At 70.4% G+C, this 20383-nt stretch carries 22 protein-coding genes and 1 tRNA gene; 12 read left to right on the forward strand and 11 right to left on the reverse strand.

The window, feature by feature from the left end; all coding sequences use genetic code 11:
* Positions 1–26 precede the first annotated feature (26 nt).
* Positions 27–572, reverse strand: a complete 546-nt coding sequence (locus tag ACFWCK_RS17285) for a DNA modification methylase (protein WP_233311487.1) — start codon at positions 570–572, stop codon at positions 27–29.
* Positions 573–740: 168 nt separating this feature from the next.
* Between ACFWCK_RS17285 and ACFWCK_RS17290 the strand changes: the two genes are divergently transcribed.
* Positions 741–1223, forward strand: a complete 483-nt coding sequence (locus tag ACFWCK_RS17290; RefSeq protein WP_233311486.1) for a CarD family transcriptional regulator — start codon at positions 741–743, stop codon at positions 1221–1223.
* Between the two features lie 73 nt (positions 1224–1296).
* Here ACFWCK_RS17290 and ACFWCK_RS17295 read toward each other — a convergent pair whose 3' ends face one another.
* The 4 genes from ACFWCK_RS17295 to ACFWCK_RS17310 form a co-directional block, all read right to left on the reverse strand.
* The gene (locus tag ACFWCK_RS17295; protein WP_378807033.1) at positions 1297–2115 is read right to left on the reverse strand and encodes an ABC transporter permease; all 819 of its coding nucleotides are present in this window, start codon (positions 2113–2115) and stop codon (positions 1297–1299) included.
* On the reverse strand, positions 2112–3140 hold the full coding sequence (locus tag ACFWCK_RS17300) for an ABC transporter ATP-binding protein (protein ID WP_378807035.1): 1029 nt from the start codon (positions 3138–3140) through the stop codon (positions 2112–2114). The genes ACFWCK_RS17295 and ACFWCK_RS17300 overlap by 4 nt, the downstream gene beginning before the upstream one ends.
* A gap of 94 nt (positions 3141–3234) precedes the next feature.
* A complete protein-coding gene (locus tag ACFWCK_RS17305) occupies positions 3235–4128 on the reverse strand; it encodes a permease prefix domain 1-containing protein (protein WP_378807037.1) in 894 nt (297 codons plus the stop codon).
* A gap of 4 nt (positions 4129–4132) precedes the next feature.
* Entirely contained in the window at positions 4133–4474 is a 342-nt protein-coding gene (locus ACFWCK_RS17310; RefSeq protein ID WP_045273464.1) for a PadR family transcriptional regulator, read from the reverse strand.
* Between the two features lie 98 nt (positions 4475–4572).
* On the opposite strand from ACFWCK_RS17310, the gene ispD reads away from it, so the two are divergent.
* The 5 genes from ispD to ACFWCK_RS17335 all read left to right on the forward strand — a co-directional run bounded on the left by ispD (position 4573) and on the right by ACFWCK_RS17335 (position 10213).
* A complete protein-coding gene (ispD, locus tag ACFWCK_RS17315) occupies positions 4573–5793 on the forward strand; it encodes a 2-C-methyl-D-erythritol 4-phosphate cytidylyltransferase (RefSeq protein ID WP_378807039.1) in 1221 nt (406 codons plus the stop codon).
* 112 nt (positions 5794–5905) lie between these two features.
* Positions 5906–6883 carry a zinc-binding dehydrogenase gene (locus ACFWCK_RS17320; RefSeq protein WP_378807041.1) on the forward strand — a complete coding sequence of 326 codons (978 nt, stop codon included), beginning with the start codon at positions 5906–5908 and terminating at the stop codon, positions 6881–6883.
* 101 nt (positions 6884–6984) lie between these two features.
* On the forward strand, positions 6985–8397 hold the full coding sequence (cysS, locus tag ACFWCK_RS17325) for a cysteine--tRNA ligase (RefSeq protein ID WP_378807043.1): 1413 nt from the start codon (positions 6985–6987) through the stop codon (positions 8395–8397).
* The gene (rlmB, locus tag ACFWCK_RS17330; RefSeq protein ID WP_233311479.1) at positions 8390–9415 is read left to right on the forward strand and encodes a 23S rRNA (guanosine(2251)-2'-O)-methyltransferase RlmB; all 1026 of its coding nucleotides are present in this window, start codon (positions 8390–8392) and stop codon (positions 9413–9415) included. Before cysS ends, rlmB begins: the two co-directional genes overlap by 8 nt.
* Positions 9416–9571: 156 nt before the next feature.
* Positions 9572–10213 (forward strand): NAD(P)-dependent oxidoreductase, encoded by a 642-nt coding sequence (locus ACFWCK_RS17335; protein ID WP_378807045.1) that lies wholly within the window; start codon positions 9572–9574, stop codon positions 10211–10213.
* A gap of 119 nt (positions 10214–10332) precedes the next feature.
* On the opposite strand, the gene ACFWCK_RS17340 is transcribed toward ACFWCK_RS17335, so the two are convergent.
* Both ACFWCK_RS17340 and ACFWCK_RS17345 read right to left on the reverse strand, forming a co-directional pair.
* Positions 10333–11637: a DUF4032 domain-containing protein gene (locus tag ACFWCK_RS17340; RefSeq protein ID WP_233311477.1), complete on the reverse strand. Its 1305-nt coding sequence runs from the start codon at positions 11635–11637 to the stop codon at positions 10333–10335.
* Between the two features lie 80 nt (positions 11638–11717).
* Complete coding sequence (locus ACFWCK_RS17345; RefSeq protein ID WP_233311476.1) at positions 11718–12821, reverse strand: ABC transporter ATP-binding protein; 1104 nt, start codon at positions 12819–12821, stop codon at positions 11718–11720.
* A gap of 283 nt (positions 12822–13104) precedes the next feature.
* Between ACFWCK_RS17345 and ACFWCK_RS17350 the strand changes: the two genes are divergently transcribed.
* Both ACFWCK_RS17350 and ACFWCK_RS17355 read left to right on the forward strand, forming a co-directional pair.
* Entirely contained in the window at positions 13105–14073 is a 969-nt protein-coding gene (locus tag ACFWCK_RS17350; RefSeq protein ID WP_378807047.1) for a DsbA family protein, read from the forward strand.
* 98 nt (positions 14074–14171) lie between these two features.
* Positions 14172–14244, forward strand: a tRNA-Thr gene (locus ACFWCK_RS17355).
* Between the two features lie 53 nt (positions 14245–14297).
* Here ACFWCK_RS17355 and ACFWCK_RS17360 read toward each other — a convergent pair.
* Positions 14298–14954: an SOS response-associated peptidase family protein gene (locus ACFWCK_RS17360; RefSeq protein ID WP_378807049.1), complete on the reverse strand. Its 657-nt coding sequence runs from the start codon at positions 14952–14954 to the stop codon at positions 14298–14300.
* A gap of 73 nt (positions 14955–15027) precedes the next feature.
* Here ACFWCK_RS17360 and ACFWCK_RS17365 point away from each other — a divergent pair, with 73 nt between their 5' ends.
* Positions 15028–16017 carry a DMT family transporter gene (locus ACFWCK_RS17365; protein ID WP_378807050.1) on the forward strand — a complete coding sequence of 330 codons (990 nt, stop codon included), beginning with the start codon at positions 15028–15030 and terminating at the stop codon, positions 16015–16017.
* Here ACFWCK_RS17365 and ACFWCK_RS17370 read toward each other — a convergent pair.
* Positions 15992–16714, reverse strand: coding sequence for a nitroreductase family protein (locus ACFWCK_RS17370; protein WP_378807052.1), 723 nt, complete (start codon positions 16712–16714; stop codon positions 15992–15994). The two genes, ACFWCK_RS17365 and ACFWCK_RS17370, sit on opposite strands and share 26 nt — an antisense overlap.
* Complete coding sequence (msrB, locus tag ACFWCK_RS17375) at positions 16711–17127, reverse strand: peptide-methionine (R)-S-oxide reductase MsrB (RefSeq protein ID WP_233311472.1); 417 nt, start codon at positions 17125–17127, stop codon at positions 16711–16713. Before msrB ends, ACFWCK_RS17370 begins: the two co-directional genes overlap by 4 nt.
* A 106-nt stretch (positions 17128–17233) precedes the next feature.
* Between msrB and ACFWCK_RS17380 the strand changes: the two genes are divergently transcribed.
* The 3 genes from ACFWCK_RS17380 (at position 17234) to groL (ending at position 19906) form a co-directional block, all read left to right on the forward strand.
* On the forward strand, positions 17234–17491 hold the full coding sequence (locus tag ACFWCK_RS17380; protein ID WP_233311471.1) for a DUF3263 domain-containing protein: 258 nt from the start codon (positions 17234–17236) through the stop codon (positions 17489–17491).
* 71 nt (positions 17492–17562) lie between these two features.
* Positions 17563–18168 (forward strand): LytR C-terminal domain-containing protein, encoded by a 606-nt coding sequence (locus ACFWCK_RS17385; protein ID WP_233311470.1) that lies wholly within the window; start codon positions 17563–17565, stop codon positions 18166–18168.
* Between the two features lie 118 nt (positions 18169–18286).
* Positions 18287–19906 carry a chaperonin GroEL gene (gene groL / locus ACFWCK_RS17390; protein ID WP_233311469.1) on the forward strand — a complete coding sequence of 540 codons (1620 nt, stop codon included), beginning with the start codon at positions 18287–18289 and terminating at the stop codon, positions 19904–19906.
* Between the two features lie 97 nt (positions 19907–20003).
* Here groL and ACFWCK_RS17395 read toward each other — a convergent pair whose 3' ends face one another.
* Complete coding sequence (locus ACFWCK_RS17395; protein WP_233311468.1) at positions 20004–20291, reverse strand: WXG100 family type VII secretion target; 288 nt, start codon at positions 20289–20291, stop codon at positions 20004–20006.
* Positions 20292–20383: the final 92 nt, after the last annotated feature.

Here is a 20383-nt window from a genome sequence, read left to right on the forward strand (position 1 = left end):
GGGGCTCTCTGCGGAACGCCGGGGGCTCAGCCGACCGGGGTCTCGCTGGGCGTCGGGGTGACCTCGACGGCCGGGGCGACCGGGGTGGAGGTCGGGCTCGGCTGCGCGGTCGGGACCAGCTGCGAGTAGTAGGAGAGGGTGCCGTCGAGCACGGGGATCGCGTACTTGACGCCCTCCGCGTCGCCGGACTGGAAGTAGACGTCGATGGTCTCCCCGGCCTTGGTGTCGAGGTTCTCGAAGGTCATCGGCTTCGCGTCGTCGCCACCGAGGCTCACCGCCTTCTGGCCCGCGATGCGGACGCTCTGGCTCGGGCCGTCTCCGATCGAGATGTGGATCGTCTGCGCGTCGGACGTGGTGTTGACCAGGCCCGCGACGAGGTTGCCGAGCGTGCCGGCGTCGTTCACCACGATGAAGGCGTTGCGGACCTCGATCGGGCCGTTCTTGGGAACGTTCGCGCCGTCGGAGGCCGAGTAGTCGATGGTGGTCGCCTGCGGAGTGATCCCGGCGCACCCGGTGGCGCCGACGATGACGAGGGCGCTGAGGGCGATGGACGCAGCAAGGCGCGATTTCACGGGTCCTCCAGAAAATTCACGTGATGATCCAGCACCATTCTAGGGGCACCCGTCCGCGACGCACGGCTCGCCTCGCGTGCGCGCGGTGCTGTTCGTCGAGGCGGGGGGCGCGAACCTTAGCGCATTCCCGCTGTGGTATCCTGGAGGTTGCCGAAAGGACACGACTTTATGCTTTTTGAGGTTGGTGAGACCGTGGTCTATCCGCACCACGGCGCCGCGACGATCATCGAGGTCAAGGACCGTGTGATCAAGGGGGAGACCAAGAAGTACCTGAAGCTGAACGTCACGCAGGGAGACCTCATCATCGAGGTGCCTGCGGAGAACGTCGACCTGGTCGGCGTGCGAGACGTGATCGGCCAAGAGGGGCTCGACCGGGTGTTCGAGGTGCTGCGCGCTCCGTTCACCGAGGAGCCGACCAACTGGTCGCGCCGTTACAAGGCGAACCTCGAGAAACTCGCTTCCGGCGATGTGATCAAGGTCAGCGAGGTCGTCCGCGACCTGTGGCGCCGCGACCAGGACCGCGGGCTCTCCGCGGGTGAGAAGCGCATGCTCGCCAAGGCCCGTCAGATCCTCACTTCCGAGCTCGCGCTCGCGGAGAAGATCGACGAGGAGAAGGCCGGAGCGCTGCTCGATGAGGTCCTCGCCTCCTGAGTTCTGCTGACGAAGGGGTGGATGCCGATGGCATCCACCCCTTCGTCGTGTCCGCAGCCGGAATCGGAGCCCGTCAGATCGAGCGCTGGTAGCTGCGGATCGCGCGCAGCGCCCAGGAGAACGCGAGGGCAGCGAGCAGGGCGAGGCCCGCGGCCTGCCACCAGCCCTCGCCGGGGTAGACGCCGGACAGCCCGCCGCGGCCGAGCTCGACGGCCCAGGTCATCGGGTTCCACCGCGACACGTTCTGCACCCACTCCGGCATGGCGGCGGCCGGCATCATCGTCGTCGACAGGAAGGTCGCGGGCAGCACGATCAACTGGGACAGGCTGATCAACGCGATCTGGCTGCGGGCGGTGAGCGCGACCGCCGTCGATGCGCAGCAGAAGATCGCCGCGAGCAGCGTGGCGATGCCGAGCGCGATGAGCATCCCGCCGACGCCGCCGGGATAGCGCGCGCCGCCGAACCAGCCGATCCCGAGGACGACGAGCGACTGCAGCACGTTGATGATGAGCTGCTGCAGGAGCTGTCCGGCGATGATCGACGAGCGGCGCAGCGGCGAGGTGAGGTACTGGTCCATCACCCCCGATTCGATGTCGTCGATGTAACCGGTGCCGGCCCATGCACCCGAGTACAGCACCGTCATCATCAGGATCCCCGGGACCAGATAGTCGATGTAGCCGTGACCGCCGAACTGCGGGAGGGCGCCGAGGGTGCGGAACACCTGTCCGAACAGCAGGATCCAGATGACCGGCTGGATGAGGCTCATCACGGGGCCCCAGGCCTGGCGGATCGAGACGATCGACCACCGACGCAGCACCTGCCCGGTCTGGGTGAACCAGTCGGAGCGGGCCGGGGTCGTGGCGGGGACGGGGGAGACTGCGATCGCGCTCATGCGGCGACTTCTTCCGTGGGGGCGGACGCAGGCGCGTCGCCGAAGGTGTGGCCGACGAAGTGCAGGTACACATCGTCGAGGGTCGGGTGGGACGCCGCGACCTGGCCGTAGCGGATCCCGGCGCCGTCGAGCGCGGCGATGACCGCGCCGACCGCGGAGCCGGCGTCGTCGGTGCGGGCGACGAGCAGGCCGTCGACTCCGGCTGCTTCGACGAGCACATCGCGCAGCCCGGGCAGGGACGAGACCGCGTCGCGCACGGCGACCGGATCCGGTTCGATCAGCGTCACCCGGACCGCGTCGCCGTGCAGCGCGGCCTTGAGCTGATCGGGCGTGCCCTGGGCGACGGCCCGGCCGCGGTTCACCAGCAGCAGCTCATCGGCGAGACGGTCGGCCTCCTCCATGTAGTGCGTGGTGAGCACCACCGTGAGAGCCTCCTCACCGGCCAGGCGCCGGATCTCGGCCCACATGGCGGCACGGGCCTCCGGGTCGAGGCCCGTGGTGGGCTCGTCGAGGAAGAGCACCTGCGGACGGTGCACCAGGGCGGCGGCGACGTCGAGGCGGCGCCGCATGCCGCCGGAGAACGTGCGCACCGGGCGCCGGGTGGCGTCCGCGAGCCCGAACTCGGTCAGCAGTCGCGCCGCGCGAGCTCTGGCGTCGGAGCCGCCGAGGCCGTGCATGCGTCCGGCGATCTCGAGGTTCTCCGTCGCCGTGAGGTTCGGATCCGTTCCGGTGCCCTGCGAGACGTAGCCGATCGCGGCGCGCACGGCCCCGGGGGCGTCTGTCACATCATGCCCGGCCACGCGGGCGCCGCCGGCGGTCGCCCGCGACAGCGTGGTGAGGATCTTGGTGGTGGTGGACTTGCCGGCGCCGTTCGGGCCGAGCAGTCCGAAGACGCGTCCGGCCGGAACGGTGAAGCTCAGGCCGTCCAGGGCGCGGACGGCGGGGCGGCGACCGCGGCCGCGGTACTCCTTGACGAGATCGTCGGCGACGATGGCGTCGCCGTCGATGCGGTGGTTCACGGGCATGACGAACATCCCTTCCGTTCTGAGGGTTCTCTGCGTTGTGGGGGGAGGGCGGATCAGGCTGGCCGTCGCGCGGGAGCCGGATCCGCCGGACCGGTCAGCGGCGGTCGCCGCTGCGCGGTGCGTAGAGCATGCGTGCCAGGAGCAGCATCATGGCGGCGAGACCGCCGACGAACGCCACCGGCGCCCACCACCAGCCCACCGTGAAGACGAGCACGACGATCACGGCGAGGGTGAGGAACCAGATCGCGGCCGTGTAGATCCCGAAGCGGGCGGCGGACTCTGGGTCCGTCTCGAAGCGGTTCGGCGGCATCTGCATCATGGCGCCGCGGGTCCAGGCCTTGTGGCGGTTGGTCTGCGTCGCGCCGAGGTAGGAGACCAGCGCGATGGATCCGACCAGGAGCACGGCGGCGAGGATCACGAGCCAGAGCTGATCGAGCGCGAGCGCGAAGGCACCGCCGAGCCCGAGCGCGAGCAGGGTGCCACCGGTGGCCAGGCCGAACCCGACGGCGCGGGCGGCGGGCAGCGGGTGGTTGGTCGTGGTCTCCTGCAGCAGCGCGTCCGTCGTGACGATGCCCAGCGCGACCGCGACGACGGCGCCGAACCCGGCGACCGAGAGCGGTGCGGCGGGCTGCGTCAGCAGCACCACGAGGAGGATGCCCACCAGGGCGGCGGCCGCGACGAGGCTCAGCAGCACCGCGCGCACCACGAAGCCGGGCTTCGGCCGCACGCGGTTGCGGGCGGTCAGCGCCTCCCAGCCGGGTGCGTGCGCAGGGCCGGCGGAAGGGTCGTCCTCGAGCAGCGCGCGCACATCGCCGAGATCGGCGACGGCCTTCCGTGCGGCTTCGGCGGGCGAGGCGCCTGCAGCGACCAGCTCGTCGACCTGTGCTGCGAGGTTCGCGCGGATCTCCTCCTTCAGGTCCTGCGCGGCCGGGGTCATCTCGATCCCGGCGAAGGCCTCGTCCAGGAGGCGGTGGATGTCGGTGTTCATGAGTTCAGTCCTTCGCGTCCAGAAGCGTGTCGATCACGCGGCGGGTGGCGACCCAGGCCGCGACGTTGCGTCGGTACACCGCGCGGCCCGCGTCGGTGATCCGGTAGTACTTGCGACGGCCGCCCTGCGTCTCGTCGCCCCAGTACGACTCGACCAGGCCGTCCTTCTCCAGGCGGCGGTAGGTCGCGTAGAGGGTGGCCTCCTTGATCTCGTGATCCCCTCCGGTGGCGTCCCGGATGGTCTTGTAGATCTCGAAGCCGTAGCGGTCGCCGCCGCGCAGCATCCCGAGCACGATCGTGTCGGTGTGCCCGCGCAGGAGGTCCGCGGAGAAGGCGTCATCGTTCATGTCAAGTACTATATCAGATCAAGTACTCGTTCACGCAAGGATTTTGTCGAACGGATCCGGAATCGGGGGAGCGGAGGATCCGGCGCTAACGTGAGAGCGTGAACGACCAGCCCTCGTCCTCGCCCCTCGCGCACAGCGCGGTGATCGTCGTGGCGGCCGGATCCGGCACGCGGCTCGCCGCCGGAGCCCCCAAGGCTTTCGTGCCGCTCGGCGAGAGCACGGTCCTCGGGCACGCGCTCGACGGCGTCTTCGCCGCCGGTCCGGCGCAGGTGATCCTCGTCGTGCCGGTGGGCTTCGAGTCCGTCGCCTCGTCGATGACCGGGGAGCACCCTGCAGAGGTCGTCGTCGGCGGCGACACCCGGCAGGGTTCCGTGGCGGCCGGACTCGCAGTCCTCGCCGACGGCATCGACACGGTGCTCGTGCACGACGCCGCGCGCGCCCTCACCCCGTCCGCGCAGTTCGCCGCGGTGGCCGCAGCGGTCGCCCCCGGCGTCGGCGTGATCCCCGCGCTGCCGGTCGTCGACACGCTCAAGCGCGTGCACGGCGGCGAGGTCGTGGCCCCGGTCGACCGTGCGGAGCTCGCCGCCGCGCAGACGCCGCAGGGCTTCCCCCGGGCGGAGCTCGTGGCCGCGTACGCGCGGGCGGCGGATCAGCGCGTCGAGTACACGGACGATGCGGCGCTCTTCGCGGCCGCCGGTGGAGCGGTGCGTCACGTCCTCGGATCCGAGGAGGCCTTCAAGATCACCACCCCGCACGACCTGGAGCGCGCCCGCATGATCCTCGACGCCGTGGCGGCTCCTGGCCCTCGCGAGACCGGGAGACCGGTCGCGGGCATGGTCATCCCTCGGATCGGCATCGGAACGGACGTGCACGCGTTCGCCTCGGGCAGCACGCTGCGCCTTGCTGGTCTGGACTGGCCGGGCGAGCCTGCGCTCGAGGGGCATTCGGACGGTGACGCCGTCGCGCATGCGATCGTGGACGCGCTGCTGGGTGCGGCCGGTCTCGGCGACATCGGACAGCATTTCGGCACGGCGCACCCCGAGTACGCGGGCGCGCACGGTGATGTGTTCCTCGCTCGCACCGCCGAGATCCTGACGGAGTCCGGGTTCGCGATCGGCAACGTCTCCGTGCAGTTCCAGGGCAATCGACCGCGATTCAGCGCACGCCGGGCCGAGGCCGAGCAGGCGCTGTCGGCGGCGCTCGGCGGTGCTCCCGTCGCCGTCTCCGCGACCACGACCGACGGGCTCGGCTTCCCCGGACGGGGGGAGGGCATCGCCGTCACGGCTGTGGCTCTCGTGCATTCGATCGCCCAGGGCTGAATCCATAACCGTAGGGATCCTCCGGATTCGCATCCGGCCTCTTGCCTGCGTGCTTACGCTGGATGATGCGGCCGCCCGCACCCCGCAGACGTCGCAGAGAGAGGTCACCGTCATGCGCGCACTCGTCCATTCCTCCTTCGGGGATCCCGCCGAAGTCCTCACCGTGCAGGACGTGCCGCTGCCCGAGCCCGGTCCGGGGCAGGTGCGGCTGCGGGTGCTGCTGGCCACCGTGCACAACCACGACCTGCTGACCGTGCGCGGCCTCTACGGCTACAAGCCCGAGCTGCCGGCGCGTTCCGGCACCGAGGCCGTCGGCGTCGTGGATGCGGTCGGCGAGGGCGTCGACGACGCGCTCCTCGGGCGTCGGGTCACCGTCGGCGGCGCGTTCGGCGCCTGGGCGGAGTTCGTGCTCGCGCCTGCGGCGGGGCTCATCCCGGTGCCCGACGACATCCTGGACGAGCAGGCCGCGCAGCTCGGATCCATGCCGTTCAGCGCGATCAGCGTTCTGGATTCGCTCGGCATCGCGGCCGGCGACTGGATGATCCAGAACGCGGCCAACGGCGCCGTCGGGCGCATGGTCGCCCAGCTCGGCGCGGCCCGTGGTGTGCACGTGGTGAGCCTGGTCCGCCGCGCGGACGGCATCGCGGAGCTCGAGACGCAGGGTGTGCGGAACGTCGTCGCGACCGACGCGGAGGACTGGCAGGACCAGGTCCGCGCACTCACCGGCGGTGCCCCGATCCGCGCCGGCATCGATTCCGTGGGCGGCGACGCGAGCGGTCAGGTCGCGACGATGCTCGGCGAGGGCGGTCTGCTCGTCGTGTTCGGTGCGATGGCCTCGCCGACCATGCGGATCTCTTCAGGCGACGTGATCTTCAAGCAGCTGACCGTGCGCGGCTTCTGGGGCTCGAAGGTCGCGGCCGCGATGCCGGCCGACCAGCGCGGAGCCCTCTTCGGAGAGCTGCTCCAGCGCATCCGGGAGGGCGTGCTCACCCTCCCGGTCTCGGCGGTGCTGCCGTTCGAGCGGATCGCGGAGGCGTCGGAGGGCAATCTCCGCGCAGGGCGCGAGGGCAAGATCCTGCTGCAGCCCTGACCGCACCCGTTTCGGGGGAGCAATGTCGGCGCGTTCCGACCCGGAATGACGACGAACAACGCTCCCCGAAACTCGCAGGAGCGCCCCGGTAGGCTTGAGCGGTGACGATCCGCCTCCATGACACGCGCGCGCAGGAACTGCGCGACTTCGTTCCGCTCGATGCCTCGAACGTGACGATGTACGTGTGCGGACCCACCGTGCAGTCCGGCCCGCACATCGGGCACGTGCGCGCGGCACTGAGCTTCGACCTGCTGCGGCGCTGGCTGCAGCTGCGGTACGGCCGCGTCACCTTCGTCCGCAACGTCACGGACATCGACGACAAGGTGCTCGCCAACGCGACCGACACCGAGGCGTGGTGGGGGCTGGCGTATCGGATGGAGCAGGAGTTCTCGGCCGCGTACGCCGCCGTCGGGATCCTGCAGCCGACCTATGAACCACGGGCGACCGCGTCGATCCCGCAGATGCAGGAGCTCATCGGGCGCCTCATCGAGCGGGGGCACGCCTACCCGGCCGCCGACGGATCGGGTGACGTCTATTTCGACGTGCGCAGCTGGCCCGCCTACGGCGAGCTCACGCACCAGTCCGTCGACGCGATGGAGGCCGCGGAGGATGCGGATCCGCGCGGCAAGCGCAACCCGCAGGACTTCGCGCTGTGGAAGGGCTCGAAGCCGGACGAGCCCGCCGACGCGATCTGGGCCTCGCCCTGGGGTGCTGGGCGTCCCGGCTGGCACATCGAGTGCTCGGCCATGGCGCGGCGCTATCTCGGCGCCGAGTTCGACATCCACGGCGGCGGCCTCGACCTGCGTTTCCCGCACCATGAGAACGAGCTGGCGCAGTCGACCGCGGCGGGTGACGCGTTCGCGCGGTACTGGGTGCACAACGGGCTCGTGACCGTCGACGGGCAGAAGATGTCGAAGTCGCTCGGCAACTTCACTCTCGCCGCCGACGTGCTCGGACGGCACGATCCGCTCGTGGTGCGCTACGCGCTCGCCGCGGCGCACTACCGCTCGAGCCTCGACCTCTCCGACTCGTCGTGGAGCGAGGCGGAGGCGGCGCTGGGGCGGATCCGCACCTTCCTTGAGCGCGCGCAGCGGGCGGTCGTCGCTGGCGAAGAGGTGCCTGCAGACGCCCTCCCCGGCGCCTTCGCCTCGGCCATGGACGACGACCTCGGTGTGCCGCAGGCGATCGCCGTGCTGCACGAGACCGTGCGCGCGGGCAATGCCGCTCTGGATCGAGGCGACGCCGACAAGGTGCGCGTCGCGATGAGCGCCGTGCGCGCGATGACGGGCGTGCTCGGCATCGACCCGATCGCCCCCGAATGGCGTGGGACCGGATCCGACACGAAGACGACGTCCGCGCTGGACGCGCTCGTGCAGGCGATGATCGCCCAGCGCGCGCAGGCCCGCGCCGACAAGGACTGGCCCGCCGCCGACCGCATCCGCGATGCGATCGGTGCGGCGGGCATCACCCTGGAGGACACTCCAGACGGAACTCATTGGAGCATCGATGGCTAAGCCGAGCAGGCCCGGAGCGGGCAACAGCAAGAAGAAGGGCGCCACCAAGGGCACCGGCGGCCTCGGCCGCAAGGCGCTCGAGGGTCGCGGCAACACGCCGAAGGCGGAGGATCGCGCCTGGCATGTGGCCGGCAAGCGCAAGGCGGCGCAGGAGCGCTACGCCGCGGCGGGCGGCAAGGGCCGTCCCGGCGCGCGCTCGGGTGCGGGCCAGAAGCCGCAGGGCGGATCCAATCCGAACCGCCGCGTGTCCTCCTCGTCGGCCTCGAACGACACCGAGACCGTCACCGGGCGCAACTCGGTGCTCGAGGCGCTGCGCACGAAGATCCCCGCCACCACGATGTACATCGCGCAGCGCGTGGAGATGGACGACCGCGTCAAGGAGATGCTGGCGATCGCCCGGCATCGCGAGATCCCCGTGCTCGAGGTCACCCGTCAGGAGCTGGACCGCATGGCCGGCTTCGACGGCGTGCACCAGGGCGTCGCGCTCAAGGTGCCGCCGTACGAGTACGCGCACCCGCAGGACCTGCTCGAGGAGGTCATCGACCGCGGCCAGACCCCGCTGTTCGTGGCACTCGACGGGATCACCGATCCCCGCAACCTCGGCGCGATCATCCGCTCGACCGCCGCGTTCGGCGGGCACGGCGTGATCCTGCCGCAGCGCCGCTCCGCGAGCGTGAACTCGGCCGCATGGAAGACCAGCGCCGGAGCCGCGGCCCGCATCCCGGTCGCGCTCGCGGCGAACCTCACCAGCATGCTCAAGGAGTTCAAGAAGCAGGGCGTGTTCGTGCTGGGACTCGACGGCGGCGGCGACGTGTCGCTGCCCGCGATCGAACTCGCGGACCGGCCCGTCGTCATCGTGGTCGGATCCGAGGGCAAGGGGCTGTCGCGCCTGGTCACCGAGACCTGCGACCAGATCGTCTCGATTCCGATCTCGGCGGCGACCGAGTCGCTCAACGCCGGCATCGCGGCCTCCGTCGCGCTCTACCAGGTCTCGACGGTCCGCGCCGCCAAGAGCTGATCGGAAGGGCGCACGAGCGGGGCGGTCCGCATGACGCACCGCGCACGGCGTTGATCCGGAGTGCACGTTCGTGCAGTGAACGCACGCGCGTGGAATAGCGCGAGAGGGCGGATCCTTCCCCTCTCCGTACCCAGTGCAGCAACGGAAGGAAAGCGCATGGCTCGCATCATCGTCATCGGAGGCACCGGCTTTGCCGGCGGCCACATCGCCGCGGAGGCGGCTTCGCGCGGACACGCGGTCGTCTCGGTGTCGCGTTCGAAGCCGTCCGAGCCGATCGCGGGCGTCGAGTACGTCCAGGGCGATGTGCTGGACGCGGCGTCCCTCGCCGACACGTTCGCCGGCGCCGATGTGGTCGTGTCGGCCATCTCGCCGCGCGGGGACATGACCGACTCCGGCCTCGACGCGGTGCGCGCGCTCGTGCAGGCGCTGACCGGCACCCCGACCCGCCTCGGGGTCGTGGGCGGGGCGATGGGCAGCCTCAGCGCCCCCGGCGGGCCTGCGCTGTGGGATCTCGGAGTCCCCGAGGAGTACCGGCACGAGGCGAAGTTCGGCATGGACTCCCTGGACATCCTGCAGGCGTCGCCCGCCGACCTGGACTGGTTCTACGTGCACCCGCCGAAGGAGTTCGGCGCCTGGGTGGCCGGGGAGCGCACCGGCTCGTACCGTGACGGCGGCGAGGTGTTCGTCGAGGACGCCGACGGCCGTTCGTACATCTCCGGCGCCGACTACGCGGTCGCCTTCGTCGACGAGATCGAGAACGGCAAGCACCGCCGCGAGCGGTTCACCGTCGGCTACTGACGGGATCCGCGCCGCGTCCACGAACGCCGAGCCACCCCCTTGTGTGCGAACCGCCCCCTTCGGGCGGCGTGCAAGGGGGTGGCTCGCGTTGAAAGGGGTGGTTCGGCGAGCGCGAACGGTCAGACCAGGTCGCGCCAGTCGATGTCGGCGCCGTCGTCGTCGAGCGGGACGGACCCGGTGATCACCGGCAGCGACATGGTCTCCGTGGGCGGGCCCATGATCGTAGCCTCGTCACGCCGATGCCGCAGCACGTCGTTGATGTACGACGTGAGCACCTCGGCCAGCGGCACCGATCGTCCCTGCGCCTGCGACATGTACCAGCGGTGCTCGAGCACCTGGTGGAACACCTCTGCGGGCTCGAGCTTGGCGCGCAGGTCGTAGGGGATCGCGCGCACCACCGGTTCGAACACCCGGGTGAGCCATTCGTGGGCGTACATCTCCTCGTCCGCCCAGTGCTTGGTGGAGCGGGCGCGGAACTCGTCCAGGTCGTTCAGCAGCCGGCGGGCCTGGTTCTCCTCGACGTCCAGTCCGGTGAGACGGATCAGACGGCGCTGATGATGGCCCGCGTCGACGACCTTCGGCTCGATCTCGACCCTGGTGCCGTCGGCGGTGGTCAGGATCGACATCTCGCCGATGTCGAAGCCGAGCGCGTTCAGCCGCTCCACGCGCTCGGTGATCCGCCAGGCCTCGCCCGCGGCGAAGGATTCGTGGGCGGTGAGAGCCGCCCACAGGGATCGGTAGGACGACACGATCCCGTCCGCGATCGCGATCGCGTCCACGCCCCGCTCGAGCCGTCCGCCGGCGGCGAGGTCCAGGATCTCCCCGGCGATGTTGGTGCGGGCCAGATCCAGGTCATAGGCTCGCTGGCCGTCGGTCAGCCCCTCCTCGTGCAGCTCGCCGGTCTCGGCGTCCACGAGGTATGCGGCGAACGCCCCCGCGTCACGACGGAACAGCGCGTTCGACAAGGACACGTCGCCCCAGTAGAAGCCGACGTTGTGCAGTCGCACCAGCAGCAGGGCCAGCGCGTCGACCAGGCGCGTGGCGGTGTCCGGCCGCAGCACGCGCGTGAACAGGGCGCGGTACGGCATCGAGAAGCGCAGATGCGAGGTCACCAGCGCTGCCGGCAGCTGCTCGCCTTTGCCGTCGGTGCGACCGGCGATCACCGCGACGCGGGACACGCACGGCACGTCCAGGCGGGCGAGGTTGCCCAGCATGTCGTACTCGCGGCGCGCCATCTCCTCCGTGGTCTCCTTCACGGCGACGACGGATCCGGACAGATCCGCGAAGCGCACCAGGTGCCGGGACAGACCCTTGGGCAGCGAGACGATCACCTCGGACGGCCATTTCGACAGCGGCTGCGACCAGGGCAGCGACAGCAGACCCGGATCCACGGCGCTGGCCGTGATGGTCAGGGCATCCTTCAACGGTGCTCCTCGGGGGATCGGCGGGGAAGACGACGACGCGGCGCGGGGGAGGCCCCCGCGCCGCGTCGATCAGACGATGATCAGGAAGCCGCGATCGGCTTCTTGTTCAGGCGCTCGCCCGACTCGAGGTCGAACGCGTGGGCGTGGCCCGGGTTCGCCGCGAGGGTGACGGTCTCGCCCGCGTTCGGGTGGTTGCGGCCGTCGACGCGCGCGACCAGGTCGGTGCGCTTGCCGGCGATCTCGGTGTGGCCGTACAGGTAGCCGTCGGCGCCGAGTTCCTCGACGAGGTCGACGACCACGGAGAGACCCTTGCCATCGGCCGGGCCGACCGTGATGTCCTCGGGACGCACGCCGACCGTGACCTGGGATCCGGTCGCACCGCTGACCGTCTCGCGGTCGAGGGGGACCACCTCGGTGCCGAACTGCACCCCGCCGTCGGCGAGGTCGGAGGTGAACAGGTTCATGGCGGGGGAGCCGATGAAGCCGGCGACGAAGACGTTCTGCGGGTTCTCGTACAGATCGCGCGGCGAGCCGACCTGCTGCAGCAGGCCGTCCTTGAGGACCGCGATGCGGTCGCCCATGGTCAGGGCCTCGGTCTGGTCGTGGGTGACGTAGACGGTGGTGACGCCGAGGCGGCGCTGCAGCGAGGCGATCTGGGTGCGGGTCTGCACGCGGAGCTTGGCGTCGAGGTTCGACAGCGGCTCGTCCATGAGGAACACCTGCGGCTGGCGGACGATCGCGCGGCCCATCGCGACGCGCTGACGCTGACCACCCGAGAGGGCCTTCGGCTTGCGGGTCAGGTAGGGCTCGAGGTCGAGGAGCTTGGCCGCCTCGAGGACGCGCTGCGCGCGCTCCTCCTTGCCGACGCCGGCGATCTTGAGCGCGAAGCCCATGTTCTCGGCCACGGTCATGTGCGGGTACAGCGCGTAGTTCTGGAAAACCATCGCGATGTCGCGGTCCTTCGGCGGGACGTCGGTGACGTCGCGGTCGCCGATCAGGATCCGGCCGGCGTTGACCTCTTCGAGGCCGGCGAGCATCCGCAGGGACGTGGACTTTCCGCAACCGGAGGGGCCGACCAGAACCAGGAACTCGCCGTCGGCGATCTCGATGTTCAGCTTGTCGACCGCGGGGCGGGTGCCTCCGGGGTAGAGCCGGGTGGCCTCGTCGAAGGTCACAGTTGCCATTGTCTTCTCCTTCACCGGCAGGTACGTGCCGGACGATCCGTAGTGAAAAAGCGACGAGGGTGAACCCGCCGTGGCCCGCCATCGGGCCGGGATCAGTATGACATGAGAGCTCCGGCGAGGTCCAGCAATCCCGGTGAAGCGCTTTCCGAGGGCGATCTCGCAGGGTCCGACCAGGGGCCGTCTGGTCATTTCTCAGCCTGCCTGGCTAGCATCGGACCGTGCCGTGCCGCGCCCGTCGGCAACAGGCTGCAGGGACACAGGTCCCGAGAAACCAAGAGGAACGATGTCGAGCGACGAAACGCCGAACGTCCCCACTCCGCCGCATTCGCGCGCGGCTGTGCGGGAGAAGGCCCAGCAGGTGAACGCCAAGCAGTCCCGCGCCCGGATCATGCGACGCGTGATCATCGCCGCGGTCGCGGTCGTCGTGGTCGGCGCCGCGGGAGGCGCCGTGGCCTGGGCCGTGGGCTCCGCTGTGTCGAAGCCTTCGCTCACCCCGTCGAACCTGCAGGACGACGGCGTCGTGGTGACCAAGAAGGATCTGGCCTCCGCTCGCGCCGGATCGGCGAGCACCCCCACGCCCTCGCCGACCACGGCGGGCAGTGCTGCGCCGACCGGATCGGCCTCGCCGACCCCTGACCCGACCGCCACCGCGGGCGCTGTCGACATCCACGTCTACGTCGACTACCTCTCGCCGGGCGCCAGTGACTTCGAGCGTGCGAATGCGAAGCAGCTCGCCACCTGGGTCGATCAGGACGCGGCCACCGTGACGTACCACCCGGTCGCGCTGCTGACCGCGAACTCCAACGGCACGAAGTACTCGCTGCGCGCCGCGTCCGCGGCCGCCTGTGTCGCGTCGATGCAGCCCGACGTCTTCTACGCGTTCAACCACGCGCTGCTCGTCGACCAGCCCAAGCAGGACACCGACGGCAAGAGCGACAAGGAACTCATCGCCCTCGCCGTGTCCAGCGGGGTGAAGGACGCCAGGGGCCTTCAGAACTGCGTCGAGGAGAACACCTACGACTCGTGGGTGAAGGATGTCACGCAGCGCGCGGTCGACGGGCCGCTGCCCGGCTCCAAGAAGGAGGCACTGAGCGGCGCTCCGACGATCGTCGTGAACGGTCAGGTCTACGCCGGATCGCTCACCGACGCCGCGGAGTTCAGCCAGTTCGTGCTGTCGGTCGCGAGCGACTCGTACTACGGCACGCCCGGCCCCACCCTGTCGCCCACGCCGTCGCCGTCCGCCGCCAAGTAGCGTCCGGACCCATCCGGGTCGGGATCGCCTGCGCGTCGAGGGCGTGGCGAATTGCTACGCTGTGGAGCGGTCGCGCCGTGACGGCGCCGGCCACTCTCGCCTCCTTAGCTCATCTGGTAGAGCAGCGGCCTTGTAAACCGCAGGTGGCCGGTTCGAGTCCGGCAGGAGGCTCCGATCCCTTCCCGTCGGGCGCGCGTGACGCGCCCACGACACGTCTGCGGCACTCAGAAGAGTCGATCCGTGCCCTTGTCATCGGCGCGTGGCGTCGCGGCGACGCGCGCGGTGGTCTCGGCGGACGCCAGCAGCGCATCGTCGATGAGCTCGCGTGCGGCGGCGGCGCCGCTCAGCCAGTCCAGGGCGAACGCCGCGGGAAGCAGCACCGGCATCCGGTCGTGGATCCCGGCGAGGCGTTCGGGCGCCGGCTGCATCACGATCGAATAGCACGTGTACCAGGTGCCGTCCTCGGTGCGGCCGCGCTGAGTGATCGCCGCCATGCCGAACAGGGCTCCACCCAAGCCGAACTGGTGCCAGGCCTTCTGCGGCTTCTGCATCTCGTACCAGCTCGTGGCGGGGACGATGGCCCTCCCCTTCAGGCTTCCGGGGCGTTCCTGCAGGCGTTCGGAGCGGGTGTTGATGGAAGGGAACCGCGACGGCCGGCCGTCGACGAGGAATCCCCACCATGCGTGCTCGAGCTGCGGCGACGCCGACTCCGAGGGCACGACGATCGGATTGAGATTGCGCAAGAGGCGTCCGGTCGGGCGCAGGGTCTCCTCCGCGTTGTGCCGCGCCCACGCGCGGATCCCCTCCATGAGTTCGTCGTCGGCTTCCTCGATCAGCTGCTGATCGCTGAATCGCGGATCCAGGCCGTAGCTCGCGCACATGGCTGGAGCGTACCTCGGGAGGGGGACATCGGTGCGGTCGTGAGCGAATCCGCGCGCGAGTAGTCTCGGAACGGTGACTGCGCACTCTCCGAAGCCGAATCGCGGGCGCACCGCGACGGCGCTCGGTGGAGCGGTCGCCATCGGCGCGATGACGGCGATCCAGGCGCGCGTGAACGGTCAGCTCGGGGTGCGCCTGGACAACGGCGTCCTCGCGGGCTGGGTGTCGTTCACGGTCGGTCTGGCGCTGCTGAGCTTCCCCGTGCTGCTCACCCGCTCCGGACGCGCGGGGCTCGGCCGTCTCTGGCGGGGGATCCGCACCGGGGAGGTGCCGTGGTGGATGCTGCTCGGCGGTGCCTGCGGCGCGCTGACCGTGTCGACGCAGGGGCTGGTCGCGGGCGTCCTCGGCGTCGCTCTGTTCACGGTGGGGGTCGTGGCCGGCCAGACGCTGCACGGCCTGCTGCTGGATCGGGTGGGATTCGGCCCCGCCGGCGTGGTCGCCATCACTCCGGGGCGGCTGCTCGGCGGAGCGTTCGCGCTCGTCGCTGTCGGCGTCTCGCTCGGCGGTGACGTGCTGGCGCGGGCGCCGCTGTGGATGCTGGTGCTGCCGTTCCTCACCGGTGCGGGCATCGCCTTCCAGTCCGCCGTGAACGGCCGGCTCGGGCAGCGCATCGCCTCGCCGCTCGGCGCGACGTACATGAGCTTCCTCGGGGGCGTGCTCGTGCTGTCCGTGTCGGCGGCCACGAGCCTGCTCGTCACCGGGGCGCCGGAGCCGTTCCCTGTTGCGTTGCCCGGCGACCTGTGGCTGTACCTGGGCGGACTTCTCGGCGCGTCCTACATCCTGCTGGGCGTGATCATCGTGGCGCGTACCGGAGTGCTGCTGATGGGACTGGGCGCGGTCCTCGGCCAGCTCGTGGTGTCGGTGCTGATCGACGTGATCTGGCCGCCCGCCGCAGGCCCTGCCGCGTGGCAGGTGCTCGTCATGGTGCTCGCGGCGGTGCTGTCGGTTCTGGTCGCGCTGCCATGGGGGAGGCGCCGGATCAGTCCTTCTTCGCGGCCTTCCTGAGCCGCCGCTGCTGCTTCGCCGCCTTCTCCCGCGCCTTCTTCGCGGCCTTCTTGGCCTTCTTCTTGGCCTTCTTCCTGGCCTTCTTGCTGGCGCACTCGCCGGTCTTGGTACGTGTCTCGGGCGTGCGGGAGTCCGGTGACGTCGTCGCCTCTTCGGGCGTGCTCCGGGCCGGCATCCGGCTCAGAACCGCGTCCGCGTCGAGCGCCCGGCGCCGTCCCGGCTCCTTGCCCGGCTTGCCGCCGACGTAGAGCCAGCCCAGCAGCTCCTCGTCGGGACCGAGTCCGTGCGCTCGTGCCACGGCGGGGGTGCGGGTGTAGCCGCCGGTGCGCCAGATGACACCCCAGCCGGCCTCGTCCAGCAGCAGGCTGAGCACGTGCGCGACGCCCGAGGCGACCGCCTCCTGCTCCCACCGGGGCACCTTGTCGCTGCGGCGGTAACTGGCGACGACGGCGATCAGCAGGGAGGCGCGCAGCGGCTTGGTCGAGGGCGAGGAGTCGCCCGTCTCCTCCGCGATCGCGGCACCCAGCCGTTCCCGATCCTCTCCGCGCAGCTCGATCAGACGCCAGGGGCGCAGCGAGGAATGATCTGCGACCCGGCCCGCGGCGGCGATCAACGGCAGCAGCTGCTCGCGGGTCGGCGCTTCGGGGGTCACCTTTGACCAGGACTGCCGGCGGCTGACCGCCTCCAGTGCACTCATGCCCCGGTGGCGGATTCGTCCGGCTGGAAGGACAGCGCGATCGAGTTCATGCAGTAGCGGTCGCCGGTCGGCGTGCCGAAACCGTCCGGGAAGACGTGGCCCAGGTGCGAACCGCAGTTCGCGCAGCGCACCTCCGTGCGCTGCATGCCGAGACTGTTGTCCTCGATGAGCTCCACGGCCTCGGGGCGGACCGATTCGTAGAAGCTCGGCCAGCCGCAGCCCGAGTCGAACTTCGTGCCGCTGCGGAACAGCTCGGCGCCGCACGCGCCGCAGGTGTAGAGGCCGGCGCGGTGCTCGTCGAGCAGCTCGCCCGTCCACGCCCGCTCGGTCGCGGCCTCGCGCAGCACGGCGTATTGCTGCGGGTCGAGCTCGGCCCGCCATTCGGCGTCGGTCTTGGTCACGCGGTGCGACATGGATCCTCCCGGGGGTCGGATCCATTCTCGCGCGTTCCGGGCCGGTGAGGGCGACTGCCGGGCGCGCCGTCCTGGCCGGGCGCCGGCGGCGACGTAGCCTGAGGGGGTGACCGACCTCCTCAGCGACCGCGAGCGCGTGATCCTCGCGTTCGAGGCGCGGCGCCCCGGGCACTCCAGTGCCAAGGAGGAGGCGATCCGCGCCGAGCTGGAGCTGACGCCGGCGCGCTACTACCAGTTGCTGGACCGCGTCATCGAGTCCGAACAGGCGCTGGTCGCCGACCCGATGCTGGTGCGGCGGCTGCGTCGGATCCGCGACGACGCGGCGGCGCGGCGAGCGGGTCGTACCGCCCTGTCCGCCGGTTGAGACGCACCCGCTCAGGGTCCTCGGCCTGTCGTTCACCGAAACCGCAGGAGGACCCCGGATAACATCGGGGAATGCCAGAATCCGCCCGCGACCGATTCGACGTGATCCCGCACGCACAGGGACGCGTCGGCGCCCACCGCGCCGAGAACCCCGGCATGCGCGGCTGGTTCGTGCTGCTCTGGGCCGCAGTGGCGACCGCGGTGCTCATCGCCGTCGGGATCTTCGCCGCGATGCTCGCCATGGGCCGGATCAGCTTCGACGGCGGCGCACCGGTTCCGAGCGTCTCGCGGACGGCGACGGCCTCCGCGCCGGCGCTGGACACCTCCTATGCCGTGCTGGTGCTCAACGCGACCGGCGCGAACGGCCTCGCGGCGAGCACGCGCGACACGATCGTCAATGCCGGGTTCGCCGGGAACGCTGTCGCGGCGAGCGATGCGAGCACCCAGGACTTCCCGACGACCACGGTGTACTACAAGACCGAGGCAGACAAGCCCGCGGCGCAGGCGCTCGCGAACCTGATCGGGGCGACGAAGATCGCCGTGAGCGACCAGTACGGCGACGATGTCGTGGCGGGTCAGAAGCAGCTGACGGTGGTGCTCGGGCTGGATCTCGCGAAGAACGCCCCGACGACCGAACCGACCCCCGCCGACACCTCGGGCGACGGTTCCGCGGGCTGAGCCGGGACGCTCCCTCCACGGCTTGCACTCACAGGGGTCGAGTGCCAGACTGGGTTTAGCACTCGACTGATCTGAGTGCTAAACCCAATGTCTACGTCCAGGAGGGACGACAGAACTCATGGCAAAGATCATCGCTTTCGATGAGGAGGCCCGTCGCGGTCTCGAGCGCGGCCTGAACATCCTGGCCGACGCGGTCAAGGTGACCCTCGGCCCGCGTGGCCGCAACGTCGTGCTCGAGAAGAAGTGGGGCGCCCCCACCATCACGAACGACGGCGTGTCGATCGCCAAGGAGATCGAGCTCGACGACCCGTACGAGAAGATCGGCGCGGAGCTCGTCAAGGAGGTCGCGAAGAAGACCGACGACGTCGCGGGTGACGGCACCACCACCGCCACCGTGCTCGCCCAGGCGCTCGTCCGCGAGGGCCTGCGCAACGTGGCCGCCGGTGCCGACCCGATCAGCCTGAAGAAGGGCATCGAGAAGGCCGTCGCCGCCATCACCGCCGAGCTGCTCGCCTCCGCCAAGGAGATCGAGTCCAAGGAGCAGATCGCCGCCACCGCGTCGATCTCGGCCGCCGACCCGGAGATCGGCGAGCTCATCGCCGAGGCCATCGACAAGGTCGGCAAGGAGGGCGTGGTCACCGTCGAGGAGTCCCAGACCTTCGGCACCGAGCTCGAGCTCACCGAGGGCATGCGCTTCGACAAGGGCTACCTGAACCCCTACTTCGTCACGGACCCGGACCGCCAGGAGGCCGTCTTCGAGGACCCGTACATCCTCATCGCGAACCAGAAGATCTCGAACATCAAGGACCTTCTGCCCGTCGTCGACAAGGTGATCCAGGACGGCAAGGAGCTCGTCATCATCGCCGAGGACGTCGAGGGCGAAGCACTCGCGACCCTGGTGCTGAACAAGATCCGCGGCATCTTCAAGTCCGTCGCCGTCAAGGCCCCGGGCTTCGGCGACCGTCGCAAGGCGCAGCTGCAGGACATCGCGATCCTCACCGGCGGCACCGTGATCACCGAGGAGGTCGGTCTCAAGCTCGAGAACGCGACCCTCGACCTGCTGGGCCGTGCGCGCAAGGTCATCGTCACCAAGGACGAGACCACGATCGTCGAGGGTGCCGGCGACGCCGAGCAGATCGCCGGTCGCGTGACCCAGATCCGTCGCGAGATCGAGAACACCGATAGCGACTACGACCGCGAGAAGCTGCAGGAGCGCCTCGCCAAGCTCGCCGGCGGCGTGGCCGTCATCAAGGCGGGCGCGGCCACCGAGGTCGAGCTCAAGGAGCGCAAGCACCGCATCGAGGACGCCGTCCGCAACGCGAAGGCCGCCGTCGAGGAGGGCATCGTCGCCGGTGGTGGCGTCGCCCTGATCCAGTCCGGCACGAAGGCCCTCAACGGCCTCGAGCTCGCCGGCGACGAGGCGACCGGCGCGAACATCGTGCGCGTCGCGATCGAGGCGCCGCTCAAGCAGATCGCCCTCAACGCCGGTCTCGAGCCGGGCGTCGTCGCGCACAAGGTCTCCGAGCTCCCCACGGGTCACGGCCTCAACGCCGCGACCGGAGAGTACGGCGACATGTTCGCACAGGGCATCATCGACCCGGCCAAGGTCACCCGCTCGGCGCTGCAGAACGCCGCGTCGATCGCCGGCCTGTTCCTCACCACCGAGGCCGTCGTCGCCGACAAGCCGGAGAAGGCTCCGGCCATGCCGGCTGACCCGTCCGGCGGCATGGACTTCTGAGTCCAGCCCCTTCGAGAAGACCCCCGGGATCCGTCCCGGGGGTCTTCTCCGTCTGCGGGGCTGCTCTGCGGGTGAACGTCCGGCGGCGAACCTCCGCTCAGTGGAACAACGCCATGGAGTCGTTCTCGGCCTGCGCGTAGAGCTGACCCGCGGAGCCGAGCGCCTGCGCGATGGCCGCGAGCGCCTGCTCCACGTGGGCCTGCGCTCCGCGCCATTGCTCCCCGGCGTTCTGGCAGGCGACGGAGGCGCCGCCGCTCCAGGACGATGTCAGCTGGGTGAGCTGCGACATCATGGCCGCCGAGTCGCTCTGCAGCCGTTCGGCGGTGGCCTGCACGGACAGCCTGGTGGTGAGGACGGCGTCGGTGTCGACGGTGAAGACGGACATGAGGATCCTTTCGTCATGGTGCATCGGATGCACCTGACGCTAGAGATCGTGCGACAGTCGTTGCGGGCTCGTCACGCAAGCGGTGCGGAACC

Source organism: Microbacterium sp. NPDC060117, from assembly GCF_042729315.1.
GTDB lineage: Bacteria > Actinomycetota > Actinomycetes > Actinomycetales > Microbacteriaceae > Microbacterium.